Genomic DNA, 19,830 nt, shown 5'->3' with positions numbered 1-19,830 from the left:
AAGGGACAAAAACTCATTTACTTCGTTTATAACGATATTGCACTTAATATGTGAATCCAAGAACCTTTTTTATATAACAAAAAAATAACGACACAATAAAAATCAAAACGTGTACGACAACACGTTTAGACGTGGCCCCAAATGTATTCCGGTTAAGGAAGTTTTTTCCTAAATTAGATTAACCTACACCGTATATTTAGCCAAGTCTTTAGGGGTTATTTTTTTAGATACATTGTCTTTATTAATAGATAAAACTACCTTTCCATGTAATCCATCCAAAGGGTTATCACCTATTTTTTTTTATTGTCAAAATTGCAGCCCTATGTTTAACGCCAGAAAATATGGAATCATCTTCATTTTTAAGCCTATTAACATCCCTTGGAGAATACATATCATCACTCATGACTTCTTTAGATATATCCTCGGGGAAATATAGTTGGCCTACAAAATAGAATTTATCTTCCTGTCTTTTTTGTACATTCGCATTCCTTGCTGATAAATGAATATGTATAGCTCGTCCAGCATAAAAACCGGGGAAAATTGTGGTGAATCTGACTATGCCTTCTTTGTCTGCCCTTTGTGACCCACGAAGAAATGTGCTTTCATCAGTTCTCGAAATTGTTCCTATATCACTAGATGGAGCCTCAAGGTCTGGATTGATGTATTTCCAACCTGAATACTTTCCCATTGCATTACAATGCCATATATCAATAAGGATATCATGTAGAGGTTTACAGGTTACAGAATCAATGATTTTCATTGTCAATAAAAGAGGTATTCCTGGTTCATCCTCTGTTATATTCCTTCTCAGTAATTTGTTATTTATAAAATATGGCCCTGACATTTCCTCTGGAGTCATTTCGCAAACGCCGATATCAACACTATCCTCTTTCTTTGATTGATTATGTGAAGAGGCAAAAACTTCTGCTGGAACCAGAGGCAATAATGAGAATGCTGCACCAGTAATACTTGCCTGTTTCAGAAAAAGTCTTCTTTCATTTTTCATAAAGTGGCTCCTTATAGGCCATTTAATTATTGTCTATATAGCAAGACGATGTCTGAATATATATAAATTCCTCTTTTTTAAACAGAACTAAATTATGTATCACATTGATATTAAATGATAATGGGTTCACATAAAACAACCAATGGTGTTAATTGTAAAGTTTGTTGAAGTCTATCAATTGTCAATGTCAGTAACCCAAATGTATCATTGGTATCATTTTAATGGGATTAGGTGTTTCTTTAGGTGTAAGCCCTATTATCAATTGATAAGTTACAAAAATACAATCATAGAGGTTAACTATTATGCCAATCAACTTTAATTCTCCAGAAAATAGACATACTTATCTTGGTCGTGAAGCTCAACAAGAATGGTTCGATTTAATGCAGAAGCTGGTGGATCCATGCGATAAGGAAATCGCGGATATTGGTTGTGGTGGAGGTATTTATTCTCTGGCATGGCAAAAAATGGGAGCTAAAAAAGTTACTTGCGTTGATTTTTCCCCGCAGATGCTGTCTGATGCAGCGGAAAATACCCAAGGTTTGCCAAATATCGTTATCAAACAGGGTGATGCTCTTTGCACTGGTTTACCTGATAGTAGTCAAGATGTTATCTTTGAAAGAGCACTTATTCACCATATTAATCAAGAAAATAGAAACACTTGTTTTGCTGAAGCTTATCGCTTATTGCGTTCTGGCGGAGTATATATCTTGCAGGACAGAACTATGCAAGATATCCAACTTCCTGGATCACCCGAGCATATTCGTGGCTATCTCTTCGACGTTTATCCTCACCTGCGAAATTTTGAAAATCAACGCAGACCAGACAAGGTTGAAGTGATTGATGGCTTACAATCCGTTGGTTTTAAACAAGTTAAAGCATTTTCTCTTTTGGAAAAATATACTGTCTATAAGAATTTTTCACAATTAGCCTCAGAGCTTCGGGCGCGTAAAGGACGCTCTATATTGCATGAATTAAGTGATGAAGAGATAGCTTATCTAATCAAGCATATTGAAAAATCGCTGGGTAATGATACGGATATCGTTGAGGAAGATTTTTGGACTGTATGGATAGGAGTAAAATAAAGGATAAGCGGAGATAAAATCATTAACATTTTGAAAAATATGAATTTATAAATTACGAATAGCGGAGAAATATGAATTTTGAAATAAAAAAGAGCTTAGGTAAATATAAGCTCTTTTTTCAATTAGTTAAACAATTCCGATGAACATCCAGGTTTATTAACCAATAAATGGTACACTTGGTTCTAATCTTAACCGAGATTTTTTCTCTTCTTCATCAAGAATCTGGTTCAATTTCTTAACAAAGATAGCTTGAAGTTGCTGCCAAAACTCTTCAAAGTGTTCTTCATTGCGTAAGCAATAAGTCATTACCGCAGCTCGTAGTACATAGATATTGCGAACTTTCTCCCATTCACTACGGCTAAAACCACATTTCTCTGCGTAGTGCCACGGTGTATCACCATATTCTTTATAATCTAATATGGTTGATGATGTGAGAAAATCATTGGCATAAGCACGCCCTGTGGAGTATGAACAAAGCTCGTATAGACGCTTGTTAAGCGCATTGTGATTGCTCAGACTTTCGCTACCAATTTCTTTGAACGTAAAGTTGATCATATGGAAATCAGGGGATGGAAAGATATGTACTTCAAATCGATGTTTACCAATTTCTATTGGCGGTAAGTTTGCCAGTTTATTCAACAACCTTTGTGCTGTGACGATACCAGCAGCAATTATTTTTCCATATCCATTAATATTCAAAGGTAACAGACGATGAGCAGCCCAAAGTGCCGCGGCTGTTGCTCCTGATTTTGAACCTTCCATGATGGATGAACCAAGAATTCCCCGATTGATGGTATTTGTTTTATCATCATGGTCTTCAAACACATATGCTGCATGTGAAGAGATCAATTCGAGAATACGCTTGTCTTTCATGCAGACAGCGCCCGCTGCATATTGAATGAAGCCAACTTTATGCGGATCCACAGTAATTGAGTCTACTTCTTTCAATGCCTTGAAACTTTGGTAAACTTCCGGTTTTGGCCAACTGATATTTTCTGGCATGATCCCCACCGAACGGTGGTAACTGGCCAGTTCATCATATTCTACAAATTCTCCCCGCTCATTCAGGAGCATGGAACACGCATATCCTGCGTAAGCAGCATCAACGTGAATATAGAATGACTCACCATAACGTTCCTCACACTCTTTCCTCAACGTAATGATTTCATCAATCCGATCAATGGCCCCCACTTCAGTTGTTCCCACCACCGCAATCATTGCCAGGATTGGTTCACCTTGTTCAATTAATTCAAAGGTGATTTTCCGCATTTGGGCAATGTCAGTTTGATAGTTCTCATTTACAGGTAATGGAATAATGTTTTCTTGGCCAATACCAAAAATATCTGCAGCTTTCATCCAAGAATAGTGCTTGGATTGTGGGACCAGTAATTTGCCTAGAATTTCCGCCTTAACTCCTGTACCACGACATGTCATATCGCGAATTTCTTCAAACAGCCCACGTTTTTGCAGTTCGATAATAAGCTCCAAAAGCTCAGCGGTGGGTATATTTTTCAATTGCCGGGACGTTTTATGTTCGATGAGATCTTTTGCTTTAGGATGTTGAGATATCGCATAAGACAATGTTTTTAAATTCCTGGCTACCCATAGACCTTCATAATTAGCTACTGTGCCACCAGAAGTAATATGCCCCCAGGATTTCTGCGGGTCATAACCAAACATGCGACAGAGATCTAATCCTGAGTCAAGCTCTAATTCTGTTGTTGTCGGGGATGCTTCATAACTACAGTTATTCGGGTTATACATCATGGCCATAACGTAGGCAAGATTAGAAACCATTAAGGTATCACTACTGATATGACCAAGGTAACGAGGGGAAAAGAAAGGAATAGATGTGTTTTTCAGTTTTGCTGACAGCTGATTTAAGATCCCTTCTGTACGGTAAAGCGTTTCTCTATAGTTATGCTCATAGCGAGCAACGGATGTGACTGACGTTGAATCTTCGGGATGAAAACCTGAACGCCAATGTAAATGTTCACTCACTGCATAATCCATCATCTCTCTAAAAAAAACAGCGTTTTCTGATTTTGGTCCCAAAAACAATGCATCTACATTTAAATTAGGATGAAATGGTTTAGTCATGATCATGTAACCTTTTAATTGATTTTTTTGTCTTGTCTTAAATTAAATTTTTATAAAATTATTAATGTGTTTTTTATTTTCTGTTGTAACGACAAATGTCTTGCGGAGGTTATAAAACCCCCACAATAACTAACTGAAAATAATTGTTTGATTTTCGATCACAACGGTTGCATAAAAAGCATTCTGCAATATTATATCGAATAAATCTATTTTATATGGATATAAAACATAATTCTTATAATATTAATAATAAGTTAATAATTAACTTTAATTTTGTGCGCTACCACAAAGAAATGAAAATAATCCCATTTAGTATTTCACCGAAAATATTTCTATTGAAATTATAAATTAAGTCACTTTAATGCAAAATGCAAACCGTGACGTTGTCACAGTTTGCATTTTGTCGAAAGGAGAGTGAGAAGAGTTAGGATAATAAATTGAAATAGTATGAATTATCTATCATACGTTTCACATAATAAAAAATGTATATTGATTGATTACTTCAGCAATAAACATGATGGCGGCTCCAATGATAATGGAATAGTTATTATTAATCAATAGGTTATCCTTTGCTTTCCATAGGGGGTAAGTCCAGATTACCATCGCAATAATATACAAACACCATGAAAGCATTCTTAATCCGAAGGCACTTTTGATATTGAATTCAGCTTGATGTGGAAAAATAACATTATCATTAACGATTGTGATTTCCGATAACCACTCCATATAGGCGGGTTGCTCAATCAGTCGTATGGTAACGCTAATGAAAACAACCAGCAAAGCGGCCATCACTAATTTGATCGGCAATATTCCTCGAAGATATTTTCCTAATGGATAGTAAATAAATAACAGCACCAATGCAGGCCCTAATGTAAATACTGCACTATAGAATAAAAAATAGGTGTTAATGTTTGCCCAAGTAATCATGGCGCTATTAGCATAAATAATTGCCATATAATAAAGGTCAATTAAACCAATAACCCCAATTGCCAGCATAATATAAACATATGCGCGTTTTGTAATCACAAAAAAAAGTGTATATAAGACCAGCAAACCAAAATAGATGACAGCAAAAAATATTTCTATGTTTACCCATTCATGTATTATGTTTTGCAATGTGTGATAAACACTAAATGGGTATTCTATAATGTTCAAAGAAGCAACTAACCCTATCCCAGCCAATGCGCTACTGACTAGTAATGTTCTTAGTAATATTTTTTGCACTAAAATAGTCACTGAATGTTGCCATGTGTTTAACTCATGCCTAATCCAGTAAGTATAAAGCCCGCTCATCAATACAAGCCCCACTGAACTCTGTACTATCATTGTAAATGCAATTAATGACCATTCACTCATGCCACAACCCTATTCTATCTATCTGTAACCAAATAACATCATCAACGCGTATTATATCCATATATAATTAATTAAATTTCAGTTTTATCAAGATATTATCTTGAGTGGCTAAAATTTTACACAAGTTAAACGTTAATACAAAAAAAATTTATTTTTCCACTAGTGATGATAAATACTACGATTAATGGCAGTATCTTGCCCTTATCAGAGCAACCTAAATGTGTTAAATTTACACATATCAATCACTTCTAATGAGCATTTCCTATGATCCCGGAAAAACGTATTATTCGTCGGATTCAATCTGGTGGTTGTGCAATCCACTGTCAGGATTGTAGCATTAGCCAGCTTTGTATTCCTTTCACCTTAAATGAACATGAACTTGATCAGCTTGATAACATTATTGAGCGTAAGAAACCTATCCAGAAAGGGCAAACGTTATTTAAGGCCGGTGATGCATTAAAATCACTCTACGCCATCCGCTCTGGGACCATCAAAAGCTATACCATTACCGAAGAAGGCGATGAACAAATTACAGGTTTCCACCTTGCTGGTGATTTAGTTGGATTTGACGCCATCATTAATACTGAACATCCAAGCTTTGCCCAAGCTTTGGAAACGTCAATGGTATGTGAAATCCCATTTGAAACGCTGGATGACCTTTCTGGAAAAATGCCTAATCTCCGCCAGCAAATGATGCGTTTGATGAGTGGAGAAATCAAAGGTGACCAGGAAATGATCCTGCTGCTTTCCAAAAAGAACGCAGAAGAGAGATTGGCTGCTTTTATTTACAACCTGTCACGCCGCTTTTCACAACGCGGCTTCTCACCGCGTGAATTCCGCCTTACCATGACACGCGGTGACATTGGTAATTACTTAGGGCTGACTGTTGAGACAATTAGTCGCCTACTTGGCCGCTTCCAGAAAAATGGAATTTTAGCGGTCAAAGGTAAGTATATTGCGATCGAAGATATGAATAAATTGACTGTGTTGGCTGGCAAGTCCCCAGCTAATGTATCCTGAGTTAGTTAAAATTTAGGCCAGATCACTATATTTTGCTGATCTGGCTTACTCTTATCCTGTTATAGTTGTTTATATTGGTTTATTTTCTGTACGAAAGAGGCATTCAGACTCTGCGAGGAACTCAATATGGCAAACTACCAAAACCTCTTGGTTGCAATTGACCCTAATCAGGATGATCAGCCCGCATTAAGGCGTGCAGTCTATATCGTGCAACGCAGTGGTGGGCAGATTAAAGCGTTTTTACCTATTTATGACTTTTCATATGAAATGACCACTTTACTTTCTCCGGAAGAAAGAAATGCTATGCGAAAAGGTGTCATAGGCCAACGAGTCGCCTGGATAAAACAGCAAGCCCATTACTACCTTGAATCAGGCATTGATATTGAGATCAAAGTGGTTTGGCATAATCGTCCTTATGAAGCCATCATCCAAGAAGTTATTACTGGAAATCACGACTTATTATTGAAAATGGCACATCAACATTCCCGACTGGAATCGATGATTTTTACCCCACTTGACTGGCATCTATTACGTAAGTGCCCTTGCCCAGTCTGGATGGTAAAAGATCAAGTATGGCCAGAAAATGGTTCTGCTGTTGTTGCTGTCAATTTATCCAATGAAGAACCTTACCATAATGAATTGAATCTTAAATTGGTGCGTGAGACACAAGAACTTGCCAATAGAATTGTAAAAGACCCTCTGATCCATCTGGTTAGCGCTTATCCAGTAGCACCTTTAAATATTGCAACTGAATTGCCTGACTTTGATCCTAATGTGTATAACCAGGCATTACGTGGCCAACATTTAATCGCCATGAAAGAGCTAAGACAAAAATTCTATATTGATGAGCAGCAAACTCACGTTCATGAGGGTATACCGGAAAAAGTCATCCCCGAAATATGTGATGAACTTAATGCGGGTGTGGTTGTTTTAGGTATTCTTGGTCGAACGGGGTTATCAGCCGCGTTTCTTGGCAATACTGCCGAACATGTCGTCGATCGACTAAGATGTGATTTGCTAGCTATAAAACCTGATGGTTTTGTTTGCCCAATCAAAATAGATGTAGAGTAACGTGCTTAGTCGTTGATAGATTGCCCGACTTTCATTTCGGGCAATCTCACGTTTTATCATCAACAATATTTTTCAGAACTTATGTCCACCAAATAATATCGCCATCTTCGTGACGTCCCATAAAGCATGTAATGAGTAGCCGCTTTTCCTGCAATTGATTGGCATTTCCAGTTAAAACTGCATGTATCAAATTGCCATTGAGTAGGATCAAATCCCCTGGCGCTATATCAATGACCATACTCTCATGTTCTTCGAGTAGATCTGTAGGATAAGGAAAACCACTGTGGGTGAGTCCAAGAGCAGAACGTGATTCCATATCAGGGTCAATATTCCACACTTTCAATTGCCCGCCCCCTTGTGGAACTTCCGCATAAAAATTGACTGCCATGACACGCTTGATACTCTGAATCTCAAAATCATTTTGTCGAGGATCGCCAAGTTGAGCTAAATCATCGTGAGGTAATAATAAAAACTCCCCTGAATTATTCCAATAGACTGCTTTGACATCACCAGCCGGCATTCCTTGATACATGGCTGGACGAACCTGTAATAAGTTTTCTGACTGCGAATCATTTAATTGCGCTATAAAATATGCTTGAGGATTAAGCGTCCCCTGAAAAAGTTGAGTAATTGCTGGACGAAAATATTCAACCTCTTTGAAATACGCAAGCGTTGTTTTTTCTATGTGAGAAGCACCAAGGAAATACCCTTCTATACCATCTATCCCGTCACCATATCGGGGTTTTCTTGCTGTAGATGACCAAAAATTATCAATGATTTTTTGTCGTTGTTCCCACGATAAGAAATCACGGATTCGACATGCTGCAAGATGACCATCCAGAAGAGCATCAACAGCCCTTTTTTCTATGCGGCCTTCAGTTTCATGTATAACAAATTCTGATTCTTCCAGCTTCACTCCTGTAAGTGATAAATTTTTGTGCGTCATGACTATTCCTTCAATATATTGAATCATATTTCGTTTAATTTATTTTTGGATTCTTTCTTTTATATCTTGAGTTTTATATAACATTTTTCGTTTCCTATGCAAAAAGCCTACAATTGCAGGAACGGGACTTACTATTCTCTCCTGTTCTTTAAATTTAGAATCATATCTTTCCCGCAATTTAGGCAGAAAACTCCAGTGTGTGCTACCTGAAATATGGTGTTCTTGATGGTGACCATCATTAAAAGTTAATAAATTGTACAATTTACCATAATAACTGACTGAATTGGAGAATTGATTTTCTGGATTTGCTCCATAATGTTCATAATAGTTTTGAATATTAACCAAAATAAAAGAGACTAATAATGACGGCAAATAACAAAGCAATGTCCATTGCCAAGATAAGGTAAAGAAAAAAACCAGTCCAACAAACATAGCAAGCCGATCCAAACGCAGTTGGATAAGTTCTTTCTTCTTATTAGCCTCAATTTTTGAAATTAATTTTTCAAATCCATGATCATATTGACTGAAAGGTTTTCTCCATGAAAATATTGCCCATAACGTATGAGGGATGATTTTATAAAGGGTATTTAGTCCGCCTAAAATAGCATAATTCAATAATGTATTATGTTTCCCATCTTTACCTCCCAAAAACGTTGACGAACCATCCTTAATAGGATCACCATTATCATTATGATATTTATGGTGATTTCTGACATGTGTAAATTGATAAGCTTGGATTGATTGCCCTATATTGATAGAGTTGAGCATAGAAACGAAACCATTCATAGTTGGCGATATAAACCATGGAGTATGACTAAAGAAATGTGAAATGACTATAATATTGTATGTGGCTATAAATGAAAGAATAGCCATATTAAATAGCCAATTTGAAATTGAAAAACCACTCCAATATGACGATAGCACTATACTTATAATAATATTTAACAAGCTAAAAATAAACATGATGGAATCTTTAGTGGAATATTTCCATATTTTCATATTTACCTCATTTTTAAAATTGCAATAGTAAATATACTTTAAAGTTAATATTTTCATTATGTAATCATATAATGATTAACTTTGCCAGATATTCACTACTAATGATTTTTTATTAAAAATAAGATTGCAAACTTCCTCGGCGTCTGACATCTAATGTTGCACAATGGAAAGATCCACCGAAGCTGTTGAAATTCCTGAAATTACATGGAATAGGTGTGAACCCCCAACGTTTCATTGCGGCTATTATGGGTTCATCTTGCTTTTCTACGATCACTCGATTTTCATCCAACATTAGTATATTCATATTAATCCATTTACTGGTCATATATAAAGGATGGGAATCTGGAATAATCGGTTTTGGTGCATGCAATACATCCCAGCCTTTAAATAAATCTGGAATTTCCGATACCTTATCAGGATTAATCAGTAACTTCCCTGGTGCAATAGGAACAAAAGTTGCGTCAATATGCATTGGGTTTGGATCATCAAATTCAAAAACATGTATACGATATTCATCTCCAATATGTCTTCTTAGCCATTCAATTCCAAAATCATTTGTTACATGACTTTTCTGAGCAATTATATCTCTGCCACAACGATAAAAATCAGCCGCGTCAAAAGTGGGTTCAAACTCTGTTACTGCAAGAACAACTTTCTGTTGTTCTATACTCTCTTTCTCCCAATTAAAATTATATTGTTCATCAGTCAATTGCGGTTTAGGGGCAGCGCTCCATTTAGCTCCAGCCTTAAAATATTCTTTCAGCAAAGATTTATAGGCTGACGTTTCAAAATAACGAGAACGCCATGCCAGCGGGCATTCGATAATATTATCACCAATAACAAAAAGTATATCTCTAGGCATGGCACAATATAATCCTGTACTTGCCCATCCTGGTGCACCGAATACTTGTGATTGATCTTGGGTATCGGGACGACGAACTTTGACTCCTTCATTTGTAAGAATATTAACAAATTCCTCTAACTCTCTAGAAGCTGCTTCAATACGTTCTTTAGGAAAAGAACGTCCCGCATTCCGTTGGAAATTAATGACCTGATCATCTGGTAATACAGGTTCCAGTGCCATATGCCATGTAGGAAATCTGGCACCATCAACAAGACCAACAATCACTTCTTCAAGTGGATCCCACTCGGTAAATGCATTGACGGGTGACTTAGGTGATTCTAAATGAGATAATTTTTTCATGTTGCCCCCATTTTGTTATTTAATGTTATTCATTATCCTCGCCTGTTGAGATTAATCAGATTTTAAAAATTAGCAACTCTGGTGATCTTTAGTTATTTTATTATTGTCAGACTACAAAATAATAATCCATATAAATCACAAGTATTTTAGTTATTTGAATTTATTAATTTTATTTATCTTTTTTTCACGAAAAACCATAGCCAAACCGGCTATTATCGCGAACATACCAACGATACTTAAAATAGATAACGCATTACCTAAAAATAAGTAATCCATTATTGCTGTTACTCCCGGAACAAGGTAAAACAAACTAGTGACATTAACTAAATTACCAGCTCTTATAAGTCTATAAAGTAATAATTGAGCTACTACAGAAATCACTAAGCCAAGCCATAATGCAGGTACAATAAAACCGATGACGGGTTCAATATGGAAAGGTTTGAAAGGTATAAATAACAGGCAAAGCAATAAACTGACACCATATTGTAATGGTAATACTTCAGAGGGAGCTTGCTGGATTTGTTTCTGAAAGATGGCTCCGATGCTCATACAAGCCAGAGCCGCTAAAGCAAAAAAAGTTCCTGAAAAGGAAAACTTTGTCAAAACCAACCCTTGAAATACAACAAGCATTAATCCGATGAACGACAGAGATAATCCTATTAAACGGCGAGCTGTGAAATTTCTTTCCATCACCCAAAGTGTAATAATCGGCTGAATTCCCATTACCGTAGCCAAGATGCCGGGGGTTATTCCATTTTCTAACGCCAGAAAATAAAAAATCGAATATCCTCCAATGATTAGTAACCCAACCGCAGCAATTTTATTCCTGCTTCCAGAAGCTGGAAGGAAATGTTTTTTGAACATGCAGAGTGCTAACAAAAATAGAAATGCAATCGCAAAACGCACCGTCAAAATAGCAAAAGAAGAACTATGATCCAGTCCCCAACGAGAAAAGATTGCGCCACTACTCCATAATAAAACGAAAAGGGAAGTTGAACCGTAAGCACTCCAAAGTGTTGTTTTTGAGGTCATACAAATACACCTGTCATTGTTATTTAAGAAAGGTAAAAATATTTCGAATAATATTTGATCGCAAAAATAGAGCAAGATAGCGGCCCTTTCCTGTCAAAAATTCAGATTTCTGGCGGCGTTTCTTAGACGTTCATCTCCACGGCGATCATACTTTTGGGTTGTAGTGATGCTTGAATGCCCCATTGCATCTTTGACAGTCACGATATCTTCACCATTATCCAGCATGGCTGACGCAAAAGTTCTGCGCAGATCATGCGGGGCAAATTTTTCCAATCCGCTTTCTATTCTGCGTGTCTCAAGGATGTGATAGATGGCTTGATCTGATAAACGATTATCAGTGACATCATCATGACGACGAATTCGGGTAAAAAGCGGGCCGGAGTGATCTCCACGCACTTCATCCACCCAACGATTTAAACGTTCCCATGTTCCTTCCGGCATATAGGACAACCGCTCTTTATTACCTTTTCCCATCACTCTTAATGCCTGCTCGCGACGAATAATGTGCTTCATATCGAGTGAAACAATCTCTGAACGACGAAGCCCGCACCCCACAAGCACACCAATGATAGCTGCGTCACGTAACCCTCTTGTGCTGATATCATTTTCGCAGGTAAAGAATAAAGTTTTTATTTCATAACGCTCAAGTGCTCTGCCTTTCGGCAGTCGATTTCCTCTGACAGATCGCACCTGTTTTATATGTTGAAAATTGTCTGTGTCGAGTTGTTTCATTGTCCATGCTTCCAATGCAACTCCTTTCAAGGCGGCGAGATAAGTATTAATTGTTGCAGGGGCTTTACCCGAATCTGAAAGCATTTCCATAATGGCTTGAACATGATGGCGACGAAGTGCATGCCAGGTACAATCCTGCACATTTTGATATCCCAACATTTTTGCCACGATATCCAGAAAAGATTTCATGGTTTGGCGACTGCGTTTTGATCCAAGACTGACAAGATAAGCAATGGCGGGATTGTCATATATCTGTCTTCCCGTTGCTGATAGCGACATCAGCATACCCTGTTCTTGTTGATGATCGTTCGGCACAATCAATGATTGTTTATCACTGTTATTTTCATGATCGAACGGAACTGACATTTCCATTTCCCTATTCCTGGTGGTTTGTTTTTTGTGCAGCTTAGCTGCGCCTTGGTTGTTACGCTCTGTAAAAAATTATGGCTTTATCACCCACGTCATCTTATTCAATAAATCTTACTTTTTCAAATGTATATTTTAATAAGTAGATGAATGGCGATAAAAATACGCTAAACATGTAGTATCATAATGCTTTGAATTTATTGAAAATTTATTTTAATGATTAGTAATGACCCTGGAAAGGGTTTCGACTGGCTTGCTTTATGACGTTATCACTTATTTTATCTGATACGTTTTAGGGAAATTTGGTTTATGTTAATAATTATAATGTATTTAAGGTGCGTTGAGGATACGTCATGAAACAGAGTGATACAATGCCGTTATCCTAGCCAGCCTTTACTGGACAAGCGCCTTCGCCAGAAAGGATAAATACTTTGGCTAGTAACCTACATAATTTATGGACCCATAAATGAACATATCGACAATAAAACAACCTGCTCATCAAATTTTATTCTCACTTTTGTTCCGTTCACGCTGGGCACTTACCATTGCTGTCCTTGCCAGTATCGCCAATGGCATTTCCAGTGTTTCTTTGATTACATTAATTAATAGAGCAGTGACAATCCCCAGCGAAAATTACTCTTCATTCGCTTGGTCTTTCGGTATCCTGGCTGTGCTGGCTATTACCTGTCGCATTTTGAGTGGCGTGATTTTCGCTAAATTAAGCCAGAACACAATAGCGAAGATGCGCCAACTTATTTCAGAGCGCGTTGTTCGTGCCCCCTTTCGTCAGATTGAGCTACTTGGTACTTCTCGGGGGCAGTCCATTATTACTGATGATACAACTAATGTATCAATATTATTCTTCACCTTGCCCAATATCATAATGCAGGGAGCGATCGTACTAGGCTGCCTCGGTTATCTGGCCTGGTTATCCTGGCCTGTATTCTCTTTAGCATTGGCTGTAGTCATCATTGGTTCACTCGGTTATAGTCTTGGCGGCGCCAGAGCGATCTCTTCATTCAAAGCAGCAGGCAAGGCACAAGATCGTCTTTTCAATCACTTCAACGCCTTATTTTCTGGAGCAAAAGAGTTGAAGTTGCATTTCTCACGCGCCCAGTCTTTTTTTACCCGCTCACTTAGCAGTGAAATTGATGCGGTACGCCAGCATCGTACTCGTGCTTTTAGTGTTTATGCTTTTGGCTCTGGCTGGATCCTCTTCTTATTTTATGTGTTCTTAGGCGTAGTGATATTCGCCCCGACTGTGATGCCATCTCTTGGAACAACGACTTTGGCTGGCTATTTGATTGTTTTTCTGTTTATGCTGATGCCCCTGGATGGGCTGTTAAACAGTATTCCAACACTGAATGTCGCTCGTGTGTCGCTGCACCGCATTGGAAATGTACTTGCTGAATTGAATGAGCAAGATCACTTTGGTCAGCAAATCTCTGCTAACGAATTTGGTGAAGTTCACTCACTACGCCTGTCTGGCCTTACCCACAACTATTATCGGGAGAGAGAGGATGAAGTATTCCAACTCGGTCCCATTGATATGGAACTTAAAAGAGGAGAAATTACTTTTCTGATCGGTGGCAATGGCAGTGGTAAGACGACACTCGCCAAGCTTTTAGTCGGCCTCTATGCACCTGAAAGTGGCGTCATTACCGTTGATGGACATGTCATTACTGACAGCAACAGAGCAAACTACCGACAATTATTCTCAGCGATTTTTTCTGATTTCCACCTTTTCGAAACTTTGGTCGGTCTGAGTGACTCAGATTCAACGCTGGATGCGCGTGCTAACGCGTTACTCGCTAAACTACATTTAGATCACAAGGTAAAGATTGAGCACGGTTGTTTCTCGACCCGTGATTTGTCACTGGGACAACGGAAACGTCTTGCCTTGGTGGTTGCTTATTTGGAAGACCGGCCATTTTACTTGTTTGATGAATGGGCGGCTGATCAAGATCCACTGTTTAAGACGGTATTCTATCAGGAATTATTGCCCGAATTAGCCGCACGTGGTAAAGCCGTGCTGGCGATTACACACGACGATCGTTTTTTCCACTTGGCTGACCATTGTATCAAGCTGGAAAATGGCCGACTTCTTGTCAAAGATGAGACCGTACTGTAAGGCTGGATAATCAGCGTGGCAATGCGATAAATCCCTCTTCCAGCCCATGAACTTCTATCCCTTCCGGCATAGCCTCACCAACAGTGACCTGGCGGGATATAGCCTGACTGTTTAAATCCGGACGCCAGTTTACGGTTAATTGTTCATTACTGGCTCGAATTAGTGCTGCTTCTGGTATCACCATTCCCTGTTCATTGCGATAAATAACAATATTGACTTTGGCACTCATTCCGGGCCTGATGGGATAGCCCTGATTCAGGGATGAAGTCACTTTAATCACAACATCATAATAAATCGCTGAACCTGATTTATCCGTACTCACGCTTTGCATCGCAATGGTTTCAATTTCGCCATCCAGAGGGTGCTCAGAAAATCCCTCCCCACTAATTTTTACTGCCTGCCCTTCTTTGAGTTTGGCGAGATCGGTTTCTTCGACCTGCGCCAGTACCTGATATTGGGTTGTGTCCATAATTTCCAGTAAAGGCATTCCTTCTGTCACCCGAACGCCTGTCTGAATCGTTAAGAGCTTCTTACTTTCTCCCTGTGTTGCCCTAAGCACAACACCCGAAAATGGAGATTTGATTTCTTTATGTAGATATTGTTCTTGTAGCGCCTGATAGCGGCTTGTTGCATTTTTCAGCTCCATTTCTGCAACACGGACGTTGTCAATATTTCCTTTTTGTCGAATGGATGCAAGATCGTCCTGTACTGAAGCAAGTTCCGTGAGTTGTCGGCGAAGTTGCTGCTGGAGAGTTTCCACTTCCATTTTTGGCACGATACCCCGTGAAAACAGAGCCTGGGTTTTGGCGAGATTATTTTTCAGTTCCATAACCATATGGTTTGCATTTTCGACGTTTCTTCTGGCTCGGATAACTTCTTGACTATTCTCCCAGTCATGCAATTGGTCAACGACTGATGAGGCTTTGATCATCTCAACTTGCGCTTGCCGAAGATCAATATCAATCTTTCGGGTATCAAGCATAACTAATGTCTGACCTGCTTTCACCCACTGTCCTTCTTTGGCCAAAACGTGTTTGATAATGGCATCAAATGGCGCGGGTATAGTTTCAAGACGTGCAGATTGTAGATGGCCGACCAGGCCAAGCCGTTTTTCTATAACAGTTTGTTTTACCTCAATCCATTGTACTGACTCCTGAGCTGGCGATTGCTTTAAGGATAAAAAGGTAAAAAAACAAGCCACCACAATAAATATGCCAGCGATGACCCATCGATAACGTTTAATCATTGAGTGTTATCTCCCAGCTTTCCAGTGTAGTACCAAGAATTTGATCCAGTTCAGCCTGAGCATTGAGATAGTGAATCAGCGTATTCAGGCGTGCATTTTCGGCATTTCTTAGGTCGGTTTCAAAACTCAGAACCTGAAAGTTGCTGGATCGGCCAGCCTGTAACTTTTCCTGTTCAATGTTGAGTTTCTTTTGAGAAAGTGAACTGGCTTTTATTGCCAGTTGATATTCCTGCCAGCGTGATTCTGTATCACGGATTGCATTAATGACTTTTTGTTCCAAATGTGCTTTTTCCTCCTCCAGGCGTAAGGCTTGCTTCTGGACATTGACTTTCGCCTGAACTTCTGCTTGTTTCTGAGTCATATCACCAATTGGAATATCCAATTTTATACCTACAAAATTTTCCCAGTTCCGGGTTTCAGAAGTTGAACGATCCTGAGATGCACCGCCTACCAGTGATAAATCCCAGAGCCGGTTATTTCGGGCCTGCAATAATTGAATATCGGCGGTTTTTGCAGAAAGTAATTGAATAAGGTAATCAGGCTGCTGGGCTTGTGCCCTGGCAATTGATTGTTCAATATGCAGACTGATCTGTGTTCCTTTTAGCGTATCTGTCGCATAGATGGGAGTTTTATGGTTTAGGGCAAGTAACTTAAGTAATGCCAGCCTTGTGGAATGCACATTGTTTTCCGCCTCTTTGGCCGAAAGCTCCTGCATTGCCAAATCAGCCTGTGTTTGTATGATATCGGTCTGGGCCATTCTGCCTGCATCAATCAACTCTTTGTTAATTCCGACTAATTTCCGCATCCGCTTAAGGGAAGCAACTGATAATGATTGTTGCTCCTGCGCACGGAGTAATGCATGGTATGCGAAAATTATTTGCGTGATTGAATCGGAAATCGTCGCTTTTAAATTCAACCGATTGGTTTGCTCCTGGAGTTTAGCCAGTAAAATCGGGGCATTGTTAACATCGGTTCCTGCTCCCCGTAAGAGAGGCTGTACTACAGTAATACTTGCGCCATCATTATGAAAATTGTTTACCCCGGCTCTCGTGTTCTCGCGCGTCCAGGAAAGAGTGAAACGCGTTCCCAACGGAGTGAGCAGTGTGGCATTCGGAGAAAGGTTGGTTTTCCTGAAGTTTTCATCCTGATTTTTACCCGCAATGTAACGCCCACTTAGCTGTAGTTTTGGTGTAAATCGATCTTCTGCCACCCGTAAGTCAAATTTCTGGGCAATACGATCCAGATAAACACTACGGATTGCGTAGTTATTCCTTAAACCAAGCGATATCGCATCACTCAATGACAAGCCGATAGCCTCTTCTGAGGCTTCCCGACGCAGATTGTAATCCTGTTCAGATGCAGAAAGCCCTGTTTGGAGAAAAAGGAAAAACAAGCTCAGAGAGCCATAAAGGAAATATTTTTTAATCATCACGTAATGCCTGTACGGGTTCCATTTGAGAGGCTTTATGTGCGGGATAAAAACCGGAGATAAGTCCCGCCATGACAGAACTACCTATCCCTAAAGGAATAGATAAAGGGGCTAAAGAAAATGACCAGCCAGAATAACGGACAAAAAGAAAGGAGACGATAACCCCTGTCAGTGTACCAAGAATGGCACCGGCTAAAGTCAGTGCCGCCGCTTCATACAAAAAAAGACGCCGGATATCCTGCGTTCTTGCACCTAACGCCATACGTAACCCGATCTCTTTTCGGCGGGCGGAAACGTTCATTAGCATCACATTTGAAATGGCAATGCCGCCGGTAAGCAGTGAAATGCCCGCCAACCCGATCAACATAAACGAAAAGGTTTTGCTTTGTTCTGTCTGCCCTTTCAGTAGTTGCTGGGCTACCCGAACGTCAATATCAACCGCCGGAAACTTGCGCTTTAGCACCGCCAATAACTCCTTCGCATCGGTTTCTGTGGTTGCGGTTGTTATGGTGCGAGCGATGATGCCATTCAAATCGGTATTGGGTGAGATTTTTCGCATGGCATTGATAGGCACAATCACCACCGAATCCAGCGAAAAAGGAAAGATAGGGTTTTGCCCTTTTATAGCGAAAATACCAATTACGGTGTATAAATAGTTACCAAGCTGAATCTGCTTACCAAGTAGACGGGATGGCTTCCCTTCACTAAGGGTAACAGCAACTTCATTGCCAATGACCACATAAGGCGAGTGTTGATCATAATCAGAGATAAAACGGCCATAACGAAGCCGCAATTGCATGACTTCCTCTAGTTCCGCAGAGGAGCCTATCATGGTAAAGGTTTCTGTTTTCCCGTTATAGCGCCCGGGCGAAGGATAATAGATCCAGGGGGCGGCGGAAGATAAACCCGGAATAGCGGTTGTCAGATCGGCCATGGTAATTGACTGACTATCAACCCCATGATTATAGGAATTCAGACTTGCTGTAATGACGTTGATATCAAGCCCGCTGAACATCTTCAACGCAGCCAGTGTCGCGTTATGTCCGGTATTAACAAATGCCACAACAGATGCGCAACCAATAGCGATACCCGATAAAGCCAGCAGAGTACTTCTCCCCGTTGCCATTAAGTTCCGCCAGGCTTCTCGCCAGATCATTAATACCGACATGCCATAGTTGCTATCATGCATGTATTGTCATCCCTCTGGTTTCATGCAACTGACCGTCAACGATACGTAATTCACGCTGCATATGGTTCGCAACCATAGCATCGTGGGTTATTACGACCAGCGTCATCGCTTTGTCTGTATGAAGAGAAGAAAGTAGCAATAAGATTTCTTCTGCGGTTTGGCGATCCAAATTGCCAGTAGGTTCATCAGCCAGCAGTAACGAGGGTTCTCCGGCCAATGCCCGGGCGAGTGCTACCCGTTGTCGCTGCCCGCCGGATAAGTCTGCCGGATAGTGAGCAGCACGATGTGAGAGACCAACCAAATGCAGTTTTTCTCTGGCAATTTTATAGGCTTGTGAGGCAGAAATACCGCGGTAAAGAAGTGGCAAAGCGACGTTCTCTGTGGCTGTTATTCCGGCTAACAAATGGAAATTTTGAAAAACAAAGCCAATTTCTTTATTGCGCATTCTGGCTCGGAGGTCAGCATCGGCGGTTGACATATCGACGCCGCAAAGAAAATACTCACCAGAGGTGGGTTTATCCAGCAAACCAAGGATATTCAATAAGGTACTTTTACCTGAACCCGATGTTCCGACAATAGCACAGCTCTGACCGGCATAAATTTGGGCAGTAATGTTTTTTAGAACGGATATTTGATTCTTTTCACCCTGTTGATAAATATGGGTTAACCGTTGCATATTGATAACAGGTGATATTGGTATTGTGGGATGAATCGAATTTATAGTATCCATTGTTTTTATAATATCCTCTCTCTTTAATATCTACCAACCTTAAATAAATATTGTTATGGTGAATTGCGTTGTAATTATATTATTTTCTCTGCGTGAATAATAGTTAAATCATTATTATTCATAAATTATGATAATAGAGATTGCATTTCTAATCCAGAATATAAAAATATAGTCATTTTCTAAATTTTAAA

General features: G+C 39.4%; 16 protein-coding genes. 4 read left to right on the top strand and 12 right to left on the bottom strand.

Going from position 1 to position 19,830, the window contains the following annotated elements; translation table 11 throughout:
* Positions 1-286: 286 nt before the first annotated feature.
* Positions 287-1,006 carry an intradiol ring-cleavage dioxygenase gene (locus tag AAY47_RS11830; RefSeq protein ID WP_235428348.1) on the bottom strand — a complete coding sequence of 240 codons (720 nt, stop codon included), beginning with the start codon at positions 1,004-1,006 and terminating at the stop codon, positions 287-289.
* A gap of 302 nt (positions 1,007-1,308) precedes the next feature.
* On the opposite strand from AAY47_RS11830, the gene AAY47_RS11825 reads away from it, so the two are divergent.
* Complete coding sequence (locus AAY47_RS11825) at positions 1,309-2,088, top strand: class I SAM-dependent methyltransferase (RefSeq protein ID WP_047770116.1); 780 nt, start codon at positions 1,309-1,311, stop codon at positions 2,086-2,088.
* Between the two features lie 156 nt (positions 2,089-2,244).
* On the opposite strand, the gene AAY47_RS11820 is transcribed toward AAY47_RS11825, so the two are convergent.
* On the bottom strand, positions 2,245-4,188 hold the full coding sequence (locus AAY47_RS11820) for a pyridoxal phosphate-dependent decarboxylase family protein (RefSeq protein WP_047770114.1): 1,944 nt from the start codon (positions 4,186-4,188) through the stop codon (positions 2,245-2,247).
* Positions 4,189-4,656: 468 nt separating this feature from the next.
* Positions 4,657-5,544 (bottom strand): dimethyl sulfoxide reductase anchor subunit family protein, encoded by an 888-nt coding sequence (locus tag AAY47_RS11815; RefSeq protein ID WP_047770112.1) that lies wholly within the window; start codon positions 5,542-5,544, stop codon positions 4,657-4,659.
* Positions 5,545-5,808: 264 nt separating this feature from the next.
* Between AAY47_RS11815 and AAY47_RS11810 the strand changes: the two genes are divergently transcribed.
* Together AAY47_RS11810 and uspE are read left to right on the top strand one after the other, a co-directional pair.
* Positions 5,809-6,564: an FNR family transcription factor gene (locus tag AAY47_RS11810; protein ID WP_047770110.1), complete on the top strand. Its 756-nt coding sequence runs from the start codon at positions 5,809-5,811 to the stop codon at positions 6,562-6,564.
* 126 nt (positions 6,565-6,690) lie between these two features.
* Complete coding sequence (gene uspE, locus AAY47_RS11805) at positions 6,691-7,635, top strand: universal stress protein UspE (protein ID WP_047770109.1); 945 nt, start codon at positions 6,691-6,693, stop codon at positions 7,633-7,635.
* A gap of 79 nt (positions 7,636-7,714) precedes the next feature.
* Here uspE and AAY47_RS11800 read toward each other — a convergent pair whose 3' ends face one another.
* The 5 genes from AAY47_RS11800 to AAY47_RS11780 all read right to left on the bottom strand — a co-directional run bounded on the left by AAY47_RS11800 (position 7,715) and on the right by AAY47_RS11780 (position 12,920).
* Positions 7,715-8,581: a hypothetical protein gene (locus AAY47_RS11800; RefSeq protein WP_047770107.1), complete on the bottom strand. Its 867-nt coding sequence runs from the start codon at positions 8,579-8,581 to the stop codon at positions 7,715-7,717.
* A 39-nt stretch (positions 8,582-8,620) separates the two neighbouring features.
* On the bottom strand, positions 8,621-9,580 hold the full coding sequence (locus AAY47_RS11795; RefSeq protein ID WP_047770105.1) for a fatty acid desaturase family protein: 960 nt from the start codon (positions 9,578-9,580) through the stop codon (positions 8,621-8,623).
* 112 nt (positions 9,581-9,692) lie between these two features.
* Positions 9,693-10,784 carry an amidinotransferase gene (locus tag AAY47_RS11790; protein ID WP_047770103.1) on the bottom strand — a complete coding sequence of 364 codons (1,092 nt, stop codon included), beginning with the start codon at positions 10,782-10,784 and terminating at the stop codon, positions 9,693-9,695.
* A 150-nt stretch (positions 10,785-10,934) separates the two neighbouring features.
* The gene (locus AAY47_RS11785) at positions 10,935-11,816 is read right to left on the bottom strand and encodes a DMT family transporter (RefSeq protein WP_047770101.1); all 882 of its coding nucleotides are present in this window, start codon (positions 11,814-11,816) and stop codon (positions 10,935-10,937) included.
* A 93-nt stretch (positions 11,817-11,909) separates the two neighbouring features.
* Positions 11,910-12,920, bottom strand: a complete 1,011-nt coding sequence (locus AAY47_RS11780) for a tyrosine-type recombinase/integrase (RefSeq protein ID WP_152669805.1) — start codon at positions 12,918-12,920, stop codon at positions 11,910-11,912.
* A gap of 460 nt (positions 12,921-13,380) precedes the next feature.
* On the opposite strand from AAY47_RS11780, the gene AAY47_RS11775 reads away from it, so the two are divergent.
* The gene (locus AAY47_RS11775) at positions 13,381-15,045 is read left to right on the top strand and encodes a cyclic peptide export ABC transporter (protein ID WP_047770099.1); all 1,665 of its coding nucleotides are present in this window, start codon (positions 13,381-13,383) and stop codon (positions 15,043-15,045) included.
* Positions 15,046-15,055: 10 nt separating this feature from the next.
* Here the strand turns inward: AAY47_RS11775 and AAY47_RS11770 are convergent, their stop codons facing one another.
* From AAY47_RS11770 to AAY47_RS11755, 4 genes are read right to left on the bottom strand one after another with little or no spacing between them, the layout of a single operon-like run.
* Complete coding sequence (locus tag AAY47_RS11770) at positions 15,056-16,291, bottom strand: HlyD family secretion protein (RefSeq protein WP_047770097.1); 1,236 nt, start codon at positions 16,289-16,291, stop codon at positions 15,056-15,058.
* Entirely contained in the window at positions 16,284-17,720 is a 1,437-nt protein-coding gene (locus AAY47_RS11765) for a TolC family protein (RefSeq protein WP_047770096.1), read from the bottom strand. Before AAY47_RS11765 ends, AAY47_RS11770 begins: the two co-directional genes overlap by 8 nt.
* On the bottom strand, positions 17,713-18,909 hold the full coding sequence (locus AAY47_RS11760; RefSeq protein WP_047770094.1) for an ABC transporter permease: 1,197 nt from the start codon (positions 18,907-18,909) through the stop codon (positions 17,713-17,715). The genes AAY47_RS11765 and AAY47_RS11760 overlap by 8 nt, the downstream gene beginning before the upstream one ends.
* The gene (locus AAY47_RS11755; RefSeq protein WP_047770093.1) at positions 18,902-19,639 is read right to left on the bottom strand and encodes an ABC transporter ATP-binding protein; all 738 of its coding nucleotides are present in this window, start codon (positions 19,637-19,639) and stop codon (positions 18,902-18,904) included. Before AAY47_RS11755 ends, AAY47_RS11760 begins: the two co-directional genes overlap by 8 nt.
* Between the last annotated feature and the right edge of the window lie 191 nt (positions 19,640-19,830).

It is taken from the genome of Xenorhabdus griffiniae (assembly GCF_001028135.1).
Classification (GTDB): Bacteria; Pseudomonadota; Gammaproteobacteria; order Enterobacterales; family Enterobacteriaceae; genus Xenorhabdus; species Xenorhabdus bakwenae.
This window is presented reverse-complemented; position numbering and strand designations above follow the sequence as displayed.

Coding starts and splice junctions, on each gene's coding strand:
- AAY47_RS11780 (WP_152669805.1), bottom strand. CDS start 12,920: ATGGAAATGTCAGTTCCGTTCGATCATGAAAATAACAGTGATAAACAA.
- AAY47_RS11810 (WP_047770110.1), top strand. CDS start 5,809: ATGATCCCGGAAAAACGTATTATTCGTCGGATTCAATCTGGTGGTTGT.
- AAY47_RS11795 (WP_047770105.1), bottom strand. CDS start 9,580: ATGAAAATATGGAAATATTCCACTAAAGATTCCATCATGTTTATTTTT.
- AAY47_RS11755 (WP_047770093.1), bottom strand. CDS start 19,639: ATGGATACTATAAATTCGATTCATCCCACAATACCAATATCACCTGTT.
- AAY47_RS11760 (WP_047770094.1), bottom strand. CDS start 18,909: ATGCATGATAGCAACTATGGCATGTCGGTATTAATGATCTGGCGAGAA.
- AAY47_RS11790 (WP_047770103.1), bottom strand. CDS start 10,784: ATGAAAAAATTATCTCATTTAGAATCACCTAAGTCACCCGTCAATGCA.
- AAY47_RS11825 (WP_047770116.1), top strand. CDS start 1,309: ATGCCAATCAACTTTAATTCTCCAGAAAATAGACATACTTATCTTGGT.
- AAY47_RS11785 (WP_047770101.1), bottom strand. CDS start 11,816: ATGACCTCAAAAACAACACTTTGGAGTGCTTACGGTTCAACTTCCCTT.
- AAY47_RS11800 (WP_047770107.1), bottom strand. CDS start 8,581: ATGACGCACAAAAATTTATCACTTACAGGAGTGAAGCTGGAAGAATCA.
- AAY47_RS11770 (WP_047770097.1), bottom strand. CDS start 16,291: ATGATTAAACGTTATCGATGGGTCATCGCTGGCATATTTATTGTGGTG.
- uspE (WP_047770109.1), top strand. CDS start 6,691: ATGGCAAACTACCAAAACCTCTTGGTTGCAATTGACCCTAATCAGGAT.
- AAY47_RS11775 (WP_047770099.1), top strand. CDS start 13,381: ATGAACATATCGACAATAAAACAACCTGCTCATCAAATTTTATTCTCA.
- AAY47_RS11765 (WP_047770096.1), bottom strand. CDS start 17,720: ATGATTAAAAAATATTTCCTTTATGGCTCTCTGAGCTTGTTTTTCCTT.
- AAY47_RS11820 (WP_047770114.1), bottom strand. CDS start 4,188: ATGACTAAACCATTTCATCCTAATTTAAATGTAGATGCATTGTTTTTG.
- AAY47_RS11830 (WP_235428348.1), bottom strand. CDS start 1,006: ATGAAAAATGAAAGAAGACTTTTTCTGAAACAGGCAAGTATTACTGGT.
- AAY47_RS11815 (WP_047770112.1), bottom strand. CDS start 5,544: ATGAGTGAATGGTCATTAATTGCATTTACAATGATAGTACAGAGTTCA.